General features: G+C 63.3%; 16 protein-coding genes. 14 read left to right on the forward strand and 2 right to left on the reverse strand.

What is annotated here, in order from left to right; genetic code table 11:
• The first annotated feature begins 10 nt into the window (after positions 1-10).
• The 8 genes from nadD (at position 11) to holA (ending at position 7,798) form a co-directional block, all read left to right on the forward strand.
• Complete coding sequence (gene nadD / locus YH3_RS23325; protein ID WP_003944462.1) at positions 11-727, forward strand: nicotinate-nucleotide adenylyltransferase; 717 nt, start codon at positions 11-13, stop codon at positions 725-727.
• Positions 728-773: 46 nt separating this feature from the next.
• Positions 774-1,220 (forward strand): ribosome silencing factor, encoded by a 447-nt coding sequence (rsfS, locus tag YH3_RS23330; RefSeq protein ID WP_064074807.1) that lies wholly within the window; start codon positions 774-776, stop codon positions 1,218-1,220.
• Positions 1,217-1,891: a histidine phosphatase family protein gene (locus YH3_RS23335; RefSeq protein ID WP_064444111.1), complete on the forward strand. Its 675-nt coding sequence runs from the start codon at positions 1,217-1,219 to the stop codon at positions 1,889-1,891. The genes rsfS and YH3_RS23335 overlap by 4 nt, the downstream gene beginning before the upstream one ends.
• Positions 1,878-2,660: a diglucosylglycerate octanoyltransferase gene (octT, locus tag YH3_RS23340; protein WP_042924057.1), complete on the forward strand. Its 783-nt coding sequence runs from the start codon at positions 1,878-1,880 to the stop codon at positions 2,658-2,660. The genes YH3_RS23335 and octT overlap by 14 nt, the downstream gene beginning before the upstream one ends.
• A gap of 4 nt (positions 2,661-2,664) precedes the next feature.
• The gene (locus YH3_RS23345; protein WP_050654643.1) at positions 2,665-3,507 is read left to right on the forward strand and encodes a DegV family protein; all 843 of its coding nucleotides are present in this window, start codon (positions 2,665-2,667) and stop codon (positions 3,505-3,507) included.
• A gap of 81 nt (positions 3,508-3,588) precedes the next feature.
• Positions 3,589-4,467, forward strand: coding sequence for a ComEA family DNA-binding protein (locus YH3_RS23350; protein ID WP_050654644.1), 879 nt, complete (start codon positions 3,589-3,591; stop codon positions 4,465-4,467).
• Positions 4,464-6,824: a ComEC/Rec2 family competence protein gene (locus tag YH3_RS23355; RefSeq protein ID WP_064444112.1), complete on the forward strand. Its 2,361-nt coding sequence runs from the start codon at positions 4,464-4,466 to the stop codon at positions 6,822-6,824. Before YH3_RS23350 ends, YH3_RS23355 begins: the two co-directional genes overlap by 4 nt.
• Positions 6,821-7,798: a DNA polymerase III subunit delta gene (holA, locus tag YH3_RS23360; RefSeq protein WP_003944476.1), complete on the forward strand. Its 978-nt coding sequence runs from the start codon at positions 6,821-6,823 to the stop codon at positions 7,796-7,798. The genes YH3_RS23355 and holA overlap by 4 nt, the downstream gene beginning before the upstream one ends.
• A gap of 673 nt (positions 7,799-8,471) precedes the next feature.
• Here the strand turns inward: holA and rpsT are convergent.
• Positions 8,472-8,732, reverse strand: coding sequence for a 30S ribosomal protein S20 (rpsT, locus tag YH3_RS23375; RefSeq protein ID WP_003944567.1), 261 nt, complete (start codon positions 8,730-8,732; stop codon positions 8,472-8,474).
• A 197-nt stretch (positions 8,733-8,929) separates the two neighbouring features.
• Between rpsT and YH3_RS23380 the strand changes: the two genes are divergently transcribed.
• The 4 genes from YH3_RS23380 to YH3_RS23395 are packed head-to-tail and all read left to right on the forward strand — an operon-like array spanning position 8,930 to position 13,255.
• On the forward strand, positions 8,930-10,555 hold the full coding sequence (locus tag YH3_RS23380; RefSeq protein ID WP_003944471.1) for a circularly permuted type 2 ATP-grasp protein: 1,626 nt from the start codon (positions 8,930-8,932) through the stop codon (positions 10,553-10,555).
• A gap of 56 nt (positions 10,556-10,611) precedes the next feature.
• Entirely contained in the window at positions 10,612-11,583 is a 972-nt protein-coding gene (locus tag YH3_RS23385; RefSeq protein ID WP_003944483.1) for an alpha-E domain-containing protein, read from the forward strand.
• An 8-nt stretch (positions 11,584-11,591) separates the two neighbouring features.
• A complete protein-coding gene (locus YH3_RS23390) occupies positions 11,592-12,422 on the forward strand; it encodes a transglutaminase family protein (protein ID WP_007731033.1) in 831 nt (276 codons plus the stop codon).
• 59 nt (positions 12,423-12,481) lie between these two features.
• Positions 12,482-13,255 (forward strand): aquaporin, encoded by a 774-nt coding sequence (locus YH3_RS23395; protein WP_030536621.1) that lies wholly within the window; start codon positions 12,482-12,484, stop codon positions 13,253-13,255.
• Positions 13,256-13,285: 30 nt separating this feature from the next.
• Here YH3_RS23395 and YH3_RS23400 read toward each other — a convergent pair whose 3' ends face one another.
• Positions 13,286-13,819, reverse strand: coding sequence for a type II toxin-antitoxin system PemK/MazF family toxin (locus YH3_RS23400; protein ID WP_064444114.1), 534 nt, complete (start codon positions 13,817-13,819; stop codon positions 13,286-13,288).
• 72 nt (positions 13,820-13,891) lie between these two features.
• Here YH3_RS23400 and lepA point away from each other — a divergent pair, with 72 nt between their 5' ends.
• Both lepA and YH3_RS23410 read left to right on the forward strand, forming a co-directional pair.
• Entirely contained in the window at positions 13,892-15,784 is a 1,893-nt protein-coding gene (gene lepA / locus YH3_RS23405; protein WP_003944564.1) for a translation elongation factor 4, read from the forward strand.
• Between the two features lie 6 nt (positions 15,785-15,790).
• Positions 15,791-15,964, forward strand: a 174-nt coding sequence (locus YH3_RS23410) for a nitronate monooxygenase (protein ID WP_193777182.1), incomplete at its 3' end; no start/stop codon positions are given.

Raw genomic sequence — 15,964 nt, forward strand, 5'->3', positions numbered from 1 at the left:
CTCGACACTCGTGCAGAAGGGACTATCGGTGGAACGTGCTCGACGCCTAGGAGTGATGGGTGGCACCTTCGACCCCATTCACCATGGCCACCTCGTTGCGGCCAGTGAGGTCGCCGACCGGTTCGGACTCGACGAAGTGATCTTCGTCCCCACCGGGCGGCCCTGGCAGAAGCAGGGGAAGGGCGTCAGTCCTGCCGAGGACCGGTACCTCATGACGGTCATCGCCACCGCCTCCAACCCGCGGTTTTCCGTCTCTCGGGTCGACGTCGACCGTGAAAAAGTGACGTACACCGTGGACACGCTGCGAGACCTCCGGGCCTACCACCCTGACGCCGAACTCTTCTTCATCACCGGTGCCGATGCGCTGGCCAGCATCCTTTCCTGGCAAGATTGGGAAGAGTTGTTCGCATTGGCGAAGTTCGTCGGGGTATCGCGACCGGGTTTCGATCTCAATGCAGAGCACCTGGCCGGTCACCTCGACACCATGCCCGCCGACGCGGTCACGTTGATAGAGATTCCGGCACTTGCCATTTCGTCGACCGAATGTCGGCGTCGGGCAAGTGAAGACCGCCCCGTCTGGTACCTGGTGCCGGACGGAGTGGTGCAGTACATCTCGAAGCGGAACCTGTATCGACCTGTCGACGCGGAGCGCCGCGACGGAGCTACAACGATGTCGGAGCCCGCACCGGGGAAGTCGGAAGCCGTCCCGGGCGCCGAATCGAGCTAGCCGAGCACAACAAGTACTTTCTGAAGACGAAACTGGAGAACATCGAGTGAGCGCAAACACCGAAGCCATCGACATGGCACGCATCGCGGCCTTGGCAGCCGACGAGAAGCTGGCCACCGAAGTGGTGGTGCTCGATGTGTCCGAACAGCTGGTCATCACGGACTGCTTCGTCATCGCATCTGCGACGAACGAGCGTCAGGTCAACTCGATTGTCGAGAACATCGAAGACCGTCTCCGCGAAGCGGGACACAAGCCGGTCCGCCGGGAAGGCACCCGCGAGGGCCGCTGGGCACTGCTCGACTACGCCGACATCGTCATCCACGTCCAGCATGACGAGGAGCGCAACTTCTACGCTCTCGATCGACTGTGGAAGGACTGCCCGACGGTCGAGGTCGAAGGCCTCGGACAGAACCGTCCCGGCCCCGCCGACGCCAACACGGTGTTCGAGACCGACACGGTTTCCGAGCCGGACGCGCAGGATCCCTCGCTGTGACTTCGTCGGCGCCCAGTGCGGCGTCGAACCCTGTCCGCCGGCTCATCCTGCTGCGTCACGGACAGACCGAATACAACGCCGACTCTCGGATGCAGGGGCAACTCGACACCGACCTGTCGGAGTTGGGACGCACGCAGGCCAAGAGTGCAGGTCCGGTGATCGCCGATCGCAGGCCGTTGACGATCGTGTCCTCGGATCTGCGTCGGGCGTACTTCACGGCCGTCGCTGTCGGTGATTCCGCCGGACTTCCGGTCCTCACCGACACGCGTCTGCGTGAGACACACCTGGGGGAATGGCAGGGCCTGACTCATCATGACGTCGACGAGCGCACTCCCGGTGTGCGATCTGCGTGGCGAGCGGATGCCACGTTGGCGCCGCCCGGCGGCGAAAGCCGAATCGACGTCGCGAATCGCAGCCTCCCCGTAGTTCACGAATTGCTCGACACGCACCCGGACTGGGCCGAGCGGCCCGTGGTTCTGGTGGCGCACGGAGGCTTGATCGCGGCACTGACAGCGGCATTGCTCGACCTACCCGTCGATCGCTGGGCCGTCCTCGGCGGATTGGGAAACACCAGTTGGGTGCAACTCAGTGGACATGGTGACGTCAAGTCGATCGAGTGGCGACTCGACGTATGGAATGCTTCTGCGAGTGTCGCAAATGACGTCCTCTGAAAGTGCCGACGGGCAGCGCCCCGTCCTCCTCGTACTCGCGGATTCGCTGTCGTATTTCGGCCCCAAAGGCGGCCTCGCGGCAGATCATCCACGCATCTGGCCCAACATCGTGGCCGACGAACTCGGCTGGGACGTCGAGTTGGTCGCCCGTATCGGCTGGACGTGCCGCGATGCGTGGTGGGCACTGACTCAGGATCCTCGTGTGTGGGCGGCGGTGCCGCGGGCAGGCGCCGTCGTGTTCGCGGTCGGCGGTATGGACTCGCTACCGTCTCCGCTGCCTACCGCGCTCCGCGAGACCATCCGCTACGTTCGGCCACCCGCGCTTCGACGCGTGGTGCGCGAGGGTTATCAGTGGCTGCAGCCGCGGCTTGCACCTCTGGGCCGCCCGGTCGCACTTCCGCCCAAGCTGAGCGTCGAGTATCTGGAAAGCTCGCGAAATGCGTTGGAGTACATGCGGCCGGAACTGCCGATGATCGCGACCTTGCCGTCAGTGCATCGCAGCGATGCCTACGCGAGCGTGCATGCCGGCCGGCCGGCCGCCGTGTCCGCGATCACCGAGTGGGCTACGGAGAAAGACGTTCCCGTAGTCGACCTTGCAGATGCAGTGCGTGACAACGTCTTTTCCGAGAACGGCAATCCTGACGGCATTCACTGGGGTTGGGACGGTCACCTCGGCGTAGCCCGCGCGATGATCGCTGCGATTCGCGGGGTCGAGGCGCAGAAAGTGGTTTCGCCGGAACTGGTAGCACCGCCGAGCGAAGTCGGGTAGCAGAATGCCGGTCGTCGTCGTCACGGATTCCTCCGCCTGCATCCCGCAGGAGTCGGCCGACGCATGTGGCATTCAGGTTGTTCCGCTCCACGTGCTCCGTGACGGTTGCGACTTGCGAGAGGGCGTCGACGCAATGCCGAGCGACCTGTCGGGAGTGACAACGGCCGGAGCGTCGCCCGCCGAGTTGTCCGAAGCGTATGCACGCGCCCTGGACATGAGCGACGGTGACGGCGTTCTCGCCGTTCACATTTCACGTCAACTGTCGGGAACGTGGGAAGCCGGACGAGTCGCAGCCCAGGAATTCGGTGGCGCCGTCCGGATCGTCGATTCACAGTCCGCCGGTATGGGTTTGGGCTATCCGGCTCTCGAAGCTGCACGCTTGGCCGAGAAGGGCGCTTCACTCGAAGAGGCGTACGGCCGGGCGGTCGACGTCGCCAGCCGTGGGCGCTGCTACATCGTCGTCGACAAACTTGATCAATTGCGTCGGGGCGGACGAATCGGAACCGCCGCTGCGTTGCTGGGTACTGCATTGGCGATGAAGCCGATCCTGCATCTGGTGGACGGCAAACTCGTGCTCGGCGAAAAAACGCGCACCACCACCAAAGCGCTTGCACGCTTGGTTGATTCGGCAGTCGAGCGCGCCGGTCTCGGCCGCGTGGCGATAGCCGTGCATCACATGCGAGCACGAGAGCGTGCCGACGGGATAGCGGAACAGTTGGCCGAGCGCATTCCCGATGTAGCGGAATCCGTGGTTACCGACTTCAGCGCGGTTATCGGAGCGCACGTCGGCGTCGGCGCGATCGGTGTTGTGGTGTGCCCGTTGCCGGAGATCGACGCGAACACCTGATCGTTTCTCCACAATCCCCGAGTTCTCCACAGGTCGAAATTCATCGTCTTCGGTGGCGAGGTCTCTCGTTAGCGTCCAGTCATGAGGATCAGCGAGGAGCGCGAGCGGGCGCGTGATCGCCTCGCGGCGATGGACGGAAACTACCGGCAGCGACCGGCCGTCGACGAATTCGAGGATTCAGGGTCTTTCGAGAGGTCCCCCGAGTGGCTTCGGGACTTCGACGAGGACGACTACGACGCTCAGCCCGACTCGTCACGGTTCGACCGATTGCCCGAACATTGGCGCGGTACACGTTGGCGCCCGAGTCGGTCGGCGACCTGGGTGTTGGCGATCGTTGCAGTTCTGGCCACGGGAATCGGCTTGTTCGCCGTGTGGTGGGATTCTCCGAGCATGCAGGCGGTCCCAACGTTGCCCTCGCCCCAGAATGTCACGGAGAAGAATGTGACTGCCGGCGATGGTGAATCAGCCAGTCCTGTACCGACCGGCGTCGTGGCAGAGCAGCCGCCCGAGGCTGTGGTGGTCAGTGTCGTCGGGCTCGTGCGCACGCCTGGGCTTGTCAATCTTCATTCGGGCTCGCGCATCGCCGACGCGCTTGCTGCGGCAGGTGGCGTGCTCGACGGAGCGGAGACGGTGGGCCTGAATCTGGCTCAGAAACTTGTCGACGGCGATCAGATCGTGGTTGGTGCGGCCGATCAGTCCGGTGGTGTTTCTTCGAGTACCACTGCAGGAGGGACCAGCCCCGCAGCTACGGGGGAATCCGGCGGGGCTGGGCTGGTGAACCTCAATACCGCCACCGAGGCCGAACTGGACGAGCTTCCCGGGGTAGGGCCGGTAACGGCTGCGGCGATCATCTCCTGGCGCACATCCAACGGAAAATTCACGGACATAGAACAATTGGGGGAAGTCGACGGGATCGGCCCGGCAAGGTTGGCCAAATTGCGAGTGCTGGTGTCGGTGTGAACGAACCGGAAGCCTCGCCGGTCCTCGACGCTCGACTGCTTCCGTCTGCCGTCGCGGTGTGGGGGAGCAGTGCGGTGGGGATCCTGTTCGGCCCGGTCGCCGCGTGGGTACTGGCGGTGGCGTGTGCGGTTCCAGCGGCACTCCTCACTTACGTGGTTGTGCGCCGGACATCAGCGGGGTGGGTACGAATCATGTTGGTTGCATTGCTGTTCGGTGCCGGGTGTAGTGCCGTCGGCGGGTGGCGGGCGTCCGAGGCGGAGAGGCACCCACTGACCCGAGCTTCTCTCGAGGGAGCTTGGGTGAGTGTCGAAGTGGAACCCTCGGAGGATCCGCACGCGGTCTCCGGCGCGGTGGGTCAAGGTCAGGTCGTCTTCAGGGCAACCGTCAATTCGGTGACTGCCCAGAACCGCAGGTACTCCGGAGGCGGCTTGGTCACCATCCGGGCGCCCAGTTCGTCGTGGCTCGAAGTTGTTCCAGGGCAGAGCCTCACGGTTCGTGGCCGGGCGAGTCAGCCATGGCGTAGCGATTCCACGCTCGCCGTGATCACGTCCGAAGGGCCTCCCGTCGCGGTGGGAGAAGTGCCCTGGTATCAGCGATGGGCAAGTGTGGTGCGCATTCGTTTCGCGGCTGCGTGCTCGGCTGCACTCCCGCCGGATCAGGCGGGTCTGCTGCCTGGCCTCGTCGTCGGAGACACGTCGGCGCTGTCGCCGGTGGTGAAGGACAACTTCACCGTTGCCGGACTTTCCCATCTCACCGCGGTGTCCGGCGCCAACATCAGCATTCTGCTCGGGGCCGTTCTGCTGTTGGTCAGAGCCGCGGCGCTCAGTCCACGGGTCGGCGCCGCTTTGGCGGTGGTAGCCCTCGTTGCCTTTGTTGTCGTCGCGAGGCCGTCGCCGAGTGTTCTACGCGCGTCGGTGATGGGCTTGGTAGGCCTGCTCAGTCTGGTCACTGGTCGGCGCAAACAGGCGCTGCCTGCGCTTGCCGCCGCCGTCATCGTTCTGGTAGTCGTGAGGCCCGAGCTGGCCGTCGACTGGGGATTTGCGCTGTCGACTACTGCGACGGGCGCGCTGGTGATCATTGCTCCGGTGTGGGTGGACGTGCTTCGCCGAAGAGGCTGGCCCCGTTGGTTTTCGGAGATGACAGCTGTCTCGGGTGCTGCGTTTGTCGTGACTGCACCGTTGGTGGGCGCCATGGCGGGAACCTTCAGCGTGGTCACGATTGCCGCGAACATGGCGGTGGCGCCGGTGATCGGAATCATCACGGTGTTCGGTGCGGTGATTGCCTTGTGTGCGCTGATCTGTCCACCGATCGCGGTGTTCGTCGCGCCATTGGTGCGGCCGCCGATGGGGTGGCTGCTGTGCGTGTCCGAGCGGGCGGCGGCGCTTCCCGGAGCGTCGGTGGTAGTGCCGTCAGGACTCATCGGTGCCCTCGTCGTCGTGGGAGTCCTACTGGCGACGACCCTGACGCTGTGGAATCGGATTTCGAGATGGGTGCTCGGCGTTCTCGTTCTGGGAGTTGTTCTGGCCCTGATCTTTCAGCACGTGTTCGGGGGTGGCCGTATTGCTCCGGGGTGGGCACTGGTGATGTGCGACGTCGGTCAGGGGGACGGTCTTGTGCTCTCGACTGGAGACGGCAGGGTGATCGTGATCGATGTCGGTCCTGATCCCACGTCGATGGATCGTTGCCTGAACATGTTGGACGTCAACGACATCGCGTTGCTGGTGATCAGTCATTTTCATGCCGATCACATCGGTGGATTGGAAGCAGTCCTGAGTGGGCGTTCGGTCGCTGCGATCGGAGTCGGGTCGATGTTGTTGCCGGAGTCAGGTTTTCGGGCGGTGAAGGATGCCGCCGACTCGCAGGCCGTTCCGGTTGTCTCGTTGCTCGCAGGTATGGAGTTGACGTTGGGATCGGTGAACGTGGAGGTTCTCGGTCCGTTGGTTCCAGCTCCCCGCGATTCCGTCGGTGCCGCAGATGCAGCCAACGATCAGTCGCTGGTGGTGATGGCGCACACGGGCGCGGGTCGAATTCTGTTGACGGGCGACGCCGAAGTTGCGGGGGAGGAGGCGATCCTCCGATCGGGAGCGGACGTGAAGGCCGATGTGTTGAAGCTGCCCCATCACGGTTCTCGGACCACGTCGTCGGCATTTCTGGAAGCGGTGCGTCCGAGGTTGACGATGATCAGCGTCGGCGTCGGCAACAGTTTCGGGCACCCGAATGCGGAGGTTCTCGATGAACTGGATTCATTGGGCGGGGCGGTGGTTCGGACCGACGTCGACGGCACCGTCGCTGTGTACGGCGGGGGCGGCGGGTCTGTGTCGATCGTGTCGGTTCCTCGTGGGACCATCTTCGGGTGAGTAATCCGTCTGGAGTCGATCCGCTGCATCTTGTTCTCGGGGACGACGAGTTCCTGATCGACCGCACGGTATCGCAGCTCATCAGAGCCGTCCGCGGTGACCGCGGCCAGGGTATTTCGGATCTCCCGGTGACCAAGATGCGTGCGGGCGACACCAATGCTCCCGAGTTGGCCGAGTTGCTCAGCCCTTCTCTTTTTGCCGAAGACCGTGTGATCGTCCTGGAATCGGCTGCAGAAGCAGGCAAAGATGCCGTAGCGCTTGTCCTGGAGGCTGCACGCGAGCCGGCAGAAGGTGTGGTTCTGATCGTCGTGCACTCGGGCGGCGGTCGCGCGAAAGCGTTGGCTCCGGCCCTCGAGAAGCTCGGCGCGACGGTTCACAACTGCGGAAAACTGAACAAGAGTCAGCTTGTCGACTTCGTCCGGGGTGAGTTCCGGACCGCAGACGTCAGGGTTGCGCCAGATGCGATCGCCGCGATGATCGAAAGCGTCGGCTCCAACCTCCGCGAACTCGCGTCGGCCTGCTCGCAATTGGCGGCAGATACGGGCGGCAAGATCGACGTCGATGCGGTCCACAAGTATTACTCGGGCAAGGCCGAGGTTTCCGGATTCGACGTGGCCGACAAAGTCATCGTCGGCGATACCCGGGGTGCGCTCGAGGCGCTCCGATGGGCAGATCAGATCGGAACAGCCCATGTTCTGCTCGCGGATGCCCTCGCCGACGCAGTCCACACCATCGCGAAGGTCGGCCCGTTTGCACGGGGCGGTGACCCGTTCCGGTTGGCGTCGGATCTCGGAATGCCGCCGTGGAAGGTCAAGAAGGCGATCAAGGAGGTCGGCGGCTGGGATCCCACGTCGATCGGCGCTGCGATGCAGATCGTCGCTGCCCTCAACGCCGACGTGAAGGGTGCCGCAGTCGACTCGTCCTTCGCCCTGGAGATGGCAGTGCGGAAAGTGTGCGCGTTGCGGAAGAACTGAGTACAACGTGGCCTACTGCGCGTCCGGCCAGAAGTAGTCCGACGACAGTGGCGGCCGTGGCCTCGCCCGCCCGGTAGTCGAGGCGTTTCACGCAGGCTTGCTCCAACTGAGTATGCGGAATGGCCTGAGGCCGTGTCGTTGGTTCACCTGTTCTGATGTCGGTCACCCGTAGTGAGTCGTGCGACACCGGATTCACCACACTGCCGCAGGCAATGGTTTCTTGGCCGATGCTGTCCACCGGCACCTTCACGGTGGTGAGTACCGCTCGTCCAACGGCGAGAAACGCCAGAATCGCAACGAGTGAACACATCACGCCGAAGAAGATCCGGAATTCGCTACGTTGCCTGCGCCTACACCATCCGTAGCTTGCGGCACCTCCGACGACTGCAACCGTCAATGATTCCCACCAACGAGGGATTTCCCAGGGCGGCCACTACGCCGAAAGCGACGACCGCCCAGAAGACAGTCGTGAACAACCAGCTGCGAGGGCGCTTCCCGTGCCCGTTGATCGCCATCATCAGATGGTTGCAGCCCGCTCCACATATTCGCTGCAAGACATGGATGGCGGGTCTTCGCACTGACCCGATTGAATACGCAAAATAGCCGCCTGGTCTTTCGACCTGGCGGCTATCGAGACGAACCAGTGTGACGGCGAACCGTCACAGTGGAAACGTCAGAGCTTGTTGGCAGCCTGCGAGAGTGCAGACTTCTTGTTGGCAGCCTGGTTGGCGTGAATGACGCCCTTGCTGGCTGCCTTGTCGAGCTTGCGGCTGGTGGAGACGAGGAGCTCGTTGGCCTTGTCCTTGTCACCGGCTGCCGCAGCCTCGCGGAATGAACGGATCGCGGTACGCAGCGAGGACTTCACCGACTGGTTACGGAGTCGGGCCGCCTCGTTGGTACGGATTCGCTTCACCTGGGACTTGATGTTGGCCACGCGTAAAATCCTTGTCGTCTTTAGCTGGTTACGGTCGAGAAAGCTGTGGGCGCACTGATGCACCGACTGGCAAGATTACCAGCCGAGGGCCCAAGAACCCAAACCGTCGCACGTTGCGTCTGTCGAGAAGGGTACACCGAGCGCCCGATTTCTCGCCGCGCTGCCGAATAGCCCCACTTGTAGCAGCATGTTGCCCTATGACGCCGCCGCCTTCGAAAAGTTCGAGTAAAACAGGTTCGACCACCACCCGAGCGCGTCCTGCCGCAGTGTTCGACGGATATTCAGACATCGGTCGCTACGAGTTGGCTTTCGACGAGATGTTCGAGCCCGACGGCTCGGTGCGTGGTCCGTACAAGGGTGTGTACAAAGCCCTGGCGCCGACGAGCAGCGCCGACCTTGCCGCGCGTGCCGACGCACTCGGACGCGCATTCATCGACCAGGGCGTGACGTTCTCGCTGTCCGGGCAGGAGCGACCGTTTCCGTTGGATCTGGTGCCGCGCGTCATCGCCGCGCAGGAGTGGTCGCGGCTTGAAAAGGGCATCAAGCAGCGAGTGAAGGCGCTCGAGTTGTTCCTCGCGGACATTTACGGCGAGCAGCGAATCCTGCGCGATCACGTGTTGCCGCGCCGCTTGGTGACCTCGTGCGAGCACTTCCACCGTGAAGCGGCCGGCATCGTGCCGCCCAACGGTGTGCGAATTCACGTCGCGGGTATCGACCTGGTCCGAGACGAGGCGGGAGAGTTCCGAGTCCTCGAGGACAATCTGCGATCTCCGTCCGGTGTCTCCTATGTGATGGAAAACCGTCGCACCATGACTCGGGTGTTCCCGGATCTGTTCATGTCCCACAAGGTGCGGGCGGTCGGTGATTACGCAACACACCTGCTGAGGGCGCTGCGTGCGGGTGCTGCACTCAACGAAGCGGACCCGACAGTGGTTGTTCTCACACCGGGTATCGCCAATTCCGCCTATTTCGAGCATTCGTTGCTCGCTCGTCAGATGGGTGTGGAACTCGTCGAAGGTCGCGACCTGTTCTGCCGCGACAACATGGTGTACATGCGCACGACGGAAGGCGAGCGCCAGGTCGACGTCATCTATCGCCGCATCGACGACGAGTATCTCGACCCGATGCACTTCCGTCCGGATTCGATTCTCGGCGTCGCAGGCCTACTGAATGCGGCGCGGGCGGGCAACGTGGTGATCTCGAGCGCCGTCGGCAACGGAGTCGGTGACGACAAACTCGTCTATACCTACGTTCCGCAGATCATCGACTACTACCTCGGTGAGAAGCCGCTCTTGCAGAACGTCGACACGTTCCGCTGTTGGTTGGACGAGGAGTGCGAGCAAGTCCTCGACCGCGTCGCCGAACTGGTCATCAAGCCGGTGGAAGGGTCCGGCGGCTACGGAATCGTCTTCGGACCCGACGCGAGCCCCAAGGAACTGGCCGCGATCACCCGCAAGATCAAGGCAGACCCGCGCGGGTGGATTGCGCAGCCACTCGTGCAGTTGTCCACGGTGCCGACCAAGATCGACGATGTTCTCTCGCCGCGCCACGTGGACTTGCGGCCCTTTGCCGTCAACGACGGTGAGGACGTGTGGGTGTTGCCCGGCGGCCTGACCCGGGTGGCACTTCCGGAAGGTTCGCTGGTGGTCAACTCCAGCCAGGGCGGCGGAAGCAAGGACACGTGGGTGCTTGCGAGTCGCACCTCTGACGAAGACCCAGAGTTGTCAGGCGAGGAACTGGTGTCCGAGCCCCCGGAATCCGCGGAGCCGGTGCAGGGTCCCGAACTGAGCACCTCGCAGCAACAACAGCAGCAGCAACAGTGAACACCTCGGAAGTGCCCAGCTACCAAGAACTATCAGTGAACGGAGCGTGGTGACCGATGCTTGCTCGCAACGCAGAGTCCCTCTACTGGATCGGCCGCTACGTCGAGCGCGCCGACGACACTGCTCGGATCCTCGACGTCGCCGTCCATCAATTGCTCGACGACGCCACCGTCGACCCGGACCGCACGTCGCGTCTGCTCCTGCGTGTCCTCGGCATCGAGGCGCCGGAGGGCAAGCTCGACGTGCGCTCGCTCACCGATCTGGTTGCGTTCAGCCGCAACCAGGTTGGTTCGATCGTGGACTCGCTGGCAAGTGCTCGTGAGAATGCTCGCGGGGCGCGTGAGGTCACGTCGAGTGAGATGTGGGAGTGCCTGAACACCACGTACAACGGACTGGCCGAGCGTGAACGTGCCTCACGCAGGCTGGGGCCACACGAGTTCTTCCGCTATGTGGAGGAACGCGCAGCGATGTTCGCGGGCCTGGCGGATTCCACGCTCAGTCGCGACGACGGCTATCGGTTCCTTCTGCTGGGCAGGTCGATCGAACGTGTCGACATGATCGTGCGGATGCTTCTGGCGCGCGCCGGTGACCGCCCGTCGTCGCCGGCATGGGTCAGCGTTCTTCGCTCGGCGGGCGCACATGACACGTATCTGCGTACGTATCGCGGAGCGCTCGACGCCAATCGCGTCGTCGAGTTCATCTTGTTGGACAGGCTCTTTCCGCGCTCGGTGTTCCACTCGATCAGGCAGGCCGAGAAGTGCCTGCAGGAGCTCGACCCGCAGCCGGGCAGTCGCGTCGGAATCCGGGCGGAGGCGCCGAGGCTTCTGGGCCGCGCACGCAGCGAACTCGAGTTCCTGCCGCAGGGCGTGTTGCTCGAGGATCTGCAGGGACGGTTGCTCGGTTGGCAGGAGACCTGCCGCGAACTGGGTGAGGCAATTGCATTGCAGTACTTCCACGCTGCGCCGTGGGTCGCGTGGACGGATGCCGGCGCCGCGTATGCGGAGTCGACGGTGGAGGGAGAGCTGTGAGCTGGCGGATGAGGGTCGTGCACACCACGGGATATGCGTACGACGCCCCGGTGACGTCGTCGTACAACGAAGCGCGATTGACACCTCGCGGCGACACCAGGCAGACGGTGATACTCACGCGCGTCGAAACCCAGCCGGCAACGCGTTCCTACCGATACACCGATTACTGGGGCACCGCGGTGACCGCCTTCGACTTGCACGCCCCGCATACGGAACTCGAAGTGACCGGACTGTCGGTGGTCGAGACGGAACCGTTCGTTCAGCCCGAGGAAACCGTCGACTGGGATGAATTGTCGGGAAACGCGATTAAAGATCGATTCAACGAACAACTGAGTTTCACGAGATATGTTCCGCGTGATCGTAAGCTGGCGACAATTGCCAAGGAATTGCGCAAAGATAAATCACCTGAAGATGCAGTAGTGGCTGCGTCGCAATGGGTTTACGGTGAAATGTCATATGTGCCGGGTACGACCGGAGTGCATACGTCGGCGGTCGAGGCGTGGTCGGCACGGAAAGGCGTCTGCCAGGACTATGCGCATCTGACCTTGGTATTGCTTCGAACGATGGGGATACCGTGTCGATACGTTTCCGGCTATCTCCACCCCAAACGTGATGCGGCAGTCGGGGACACGGTGGTCGGCGAATCGCACGCGTGGATCGAAGCGTGGACCGGCGCGTGGTGGGGATACGACCCGACCAATGCGATAGCTGTGAATGAACAGCATGTCTCGGTCGGAATAGGAAGGGACTATTCGGATGTGCCGCCTTTGAAGGGAATCTTTTCCGGTGGACGCTCCACAGATCTCGAAGTTGTTGTGGAGATCACCAGGCTTGCGTAAAGTCCGGCAAATCTAGGCGCGTGAGCATTACTACCGTTCGATGAGAAGAAGGTGGGAATATGTCTCCAACTGCACAGGAATTGACTGAGATCGAACCGATCTCGGATGTGAAGAAGTATGCGGCCGAAGCGGTGGGAACATTTGTGCTCGTGTTCTCCGCAGTCGGAACTGCCGTCTTTGCAGGTGCGAAAGTCGGCAATCTCGGAGTTGCCTTCGCATTCGGCCTGACCCTGCTGTTCCTCGTATATGCGATCGGACCGATTTCCGGTTGCCACGTCAACCCAGCAGTGACTCTCGGCCAATTCGTGATCGGGCGAATCTCAGCCGTCAATGCGGCGATTTACGTTGTCGCGCAAGTGATCGGCGGCTTGGTCGCAGGCGTCGTGATCTACACGGTGGCCAACAGTCTCCCGGCGTACAACCGTGCTGCTGACGGTTTGGGTGCAAACGGTTGGGGCGCACACAGTCCGTCTGCCGAGAAGAATCTTCTCGGAAAGGTGGTTTCCGACGGTTACGGCATCGGTGCCGCGATGATCATCGAGATTCTCCTGACCGCTCTGCTCGTGTTCGTCGTTCTCGCGTCGACCGACCAGATCTCCGACGTGCCGCTCGCCGGGGTGTCCATCGGCTTCACCCTGGCCGTCATTCACCTGATCTCGATCCCGATCGACAACACCTCCGTCAACCCCGCTCGAAGCCTCGCTGTCGCGCCGTTCCAGGACGGTGCACTCGGCCAGGTGTGGTTGTTCATCGTGTTCCCGCTCATCGGCGGTGCGCTCGGTGCACTCATCTATCGAGCACTCTTCGGACGGTTCAACCGTATGGACAGCTGATCGACACTGTTTCCATCGTCCGGGTCGGCTTCAGCTCCAGCTGAAGTCGGCCCGAAGTTTTGCCGCGACCGCGTCGAACTTCTTGTGATCCATGACGGCGCCCTCGCGCCGGATCCCGCTCTCGGGAACGTCGAGCACCCGGTCGAGCCGGACCCAGCTGGGCCTTCCCTCGCCGTCCCATGGACCCGAACCGATTGCGAGCCAATCGCGCTCACCCTCGCGTTTACTCTGCGAAGACAACATCAGGCCGAGCAGCGTGTCGCCGTCGCGGCCGACAACCAGCACCGGGCGGTCTTTGCCCTGGGTCGGATCCTCCTCGTAGGCAACCCAGGTCCAGACGATCTCGCCCGGATCGGCCTTGCCGTCGAGGTCGGGGGAGTACTCGACCTTGCGGGCGCGATGTGCGGTCGGAGACGTTCGCGTGGCGATCGGGCGGCCGGTCGGACCCGGCTTCGAGGCAGACGACTGGGACGTGGACGACTGCAGCTGGCGCAGCAACGCAGGGCCCTTCTCCACCGCGAGGGCGCCGAGGGTTCTGCCGATCTGCTTCCACATGCTTGCCATAGCGTTCGAGCATAATCACCCACCCGTGGGAACCCCTGGTACGGCGGCGCCGAGACTTGGATATCCTGAGGGTTGACAGTGGCCCGGATCCGGGCCGGTGCCGGTCCGACTAAGGGGTCTCCCATCAGCAGCTTCGCCGACAAGACGTTCACGGATCCTGCGCAGATCCGGAACTTCTGCATCATCGCGCACATCGACCACGGTAAGTCGACGCTGGCAGATCGCATGCTTCAGCTCACCGGTGTGGTCGAAGAGCGGGCGATGCGTGCGCAGTACCTGGACCGCATGGACATCGAGCGTGAACGCGGCATCACCATCAAGGCTCAGAACGTTCGTCTGCCCTGGACCGTCGACGGCGAAGAGTTCGTCCTCCACCTCATCGACACACCCGGCCACGTCGACTTCACGTACGAGGTCTCCCGCGCGCTCGAAGCATGTGAGGGTGCAATTCTGCTGGTCGACGCTGCTCAGGGCATCGAAGCTCAGACGCTGGCGAACCTCTACCTGGCGATGGAGAAGGATCTCAAGATCATTCCCGTCCTCAACAAGATCGACCTCCCGGCCGCGGATCCCGACCGCTATGCCGAAGAGATCGCGCACATCACGGGCTGCGAGCCCGGTGATGTCCTGCGCGTCTCGGGTAAGACCGGCATGGGCGTCAAGGAACTGCTCGACGAGGTCATCAAGCAGGTACCTGCGCCTGTCGGCGATGCTGACGGTCCCGCCCGCGCGATGATCTTCGACTCCGTCTACGACGCCTACCGCGGCGTGGTCACCTACGTGCGTGTGGTCGACGGTCGGATCCGTCCCCGCGAGAAGATCACGATGATGTCCACGGGCACCACACACGAACTGCTCGAGGTCGGCATCATCTCGCCCGAGCCGAAGGCCAGTATCGGTCTGGGCGTCGGCGAGGTGGGCTACCTCATCACGGGTGTGAAGGATGTCCGCCAGTCGCGCGTCGGTGACACCGTCACCACCACCCGCAACGGCGCGACCGAACCGCTGGTCGGCTACCGCGATCCCAAGCCGATGGTCTACTCGGGCCTCTACCCGATGGACGGCTCGGACTACCCCGTGCTGCGCGATGCCCTCGACAAGCTCCGTCTCAACGACGCGGCGCTGGCGTATGAACCCGAGACGTCGGTTGCCCTCGGATTCGGCTTCCGCTGCGGCTTCCTCGGCCTGCTCCACATGGAGATCACCCGCGACCGCCTCGAGCGTGAGTTCGGCCTCGAACTGATTTCCACCGCGCCCAACGTCGTCTACCGCGTCGTGATGGAGGACGGGGCCGAGGTCATCGTCACCAACCCGTCGTACTGGCCGGAAGGCAAGGTTCGCGAGGTCTACGAGCCCGTCGCCAAATGCACCGTCATCGCCCCGAGTGAGTACGTCGGCGCCATCATGGAGCTGTGCCAGTCCCGTCGCGGTGAGCTCGGCGGCATGGACTACCTCTCCGAGACTCGCGTCGAACTGCGCTACGAACTGCCCATGGGCGAGATCATGTTCGACTTCTTCGACGCCCTCAAGTCCCGCACCAAGGGTTATGCCAGCCTCGATTACGAGGAGGCCGGTGAGCAGCAGGCCGATCTGGTGAAGGTCGACATCCTGCTGCAGGGCGAGGCCGTCGACGCGTTCTCCTCGATCGTGCACCGTTCCAACGCCGGCGCTTACGGCGGACGCATGACGTCGAAGCTTCGTGAGCTGATTCCTCGCCAGCAGTTCGAGGTTCCGATCCAGGCCGCGATCGGCGCGAAGATCATCTCGCGCGAGAACATTCGCGCAATCCGCAAGGACGTTCTTGCCAAGTGCTACGGCGGCGACATCAGCCGTAAGCGCAAGCTGCTCGAGAAGCAGAAGGAAGGCAAGAAGCGCATGAAGACCATCGGTCGCGTCGAGGTGCCGCAGGAAGCATTCGTGGCGGCCTTGACGTCGGAATCGGTCGGCGAGAAGCCCAAGAAGTAGGAGCGCATGGTCACCACCTGGTTGTCCCGAGAGTTCGGAATCGAAATCCCGGTTCTCGGGGCGCCCATGGGTGGTCGCGCGGGCGGCGCGCTCGCCGGAGCTGTATCGGCGGCCGGCGGGTTGGGGCTGCTCGGCGCGGCTCGGGACAACACACCCGAGTGGAGCGCGGGCGGAGCCGCA

It is taken from the genome of Rhodococcus sp. YH3-3 (assembly GCF_001653035.1).
GTDB lineage: Bacteria > Actinomycetota > Actinomycetes > Mycobacteriales > Mycobacteriaceae > Rhodococcus_F > Rhodococcus_F qingshengii.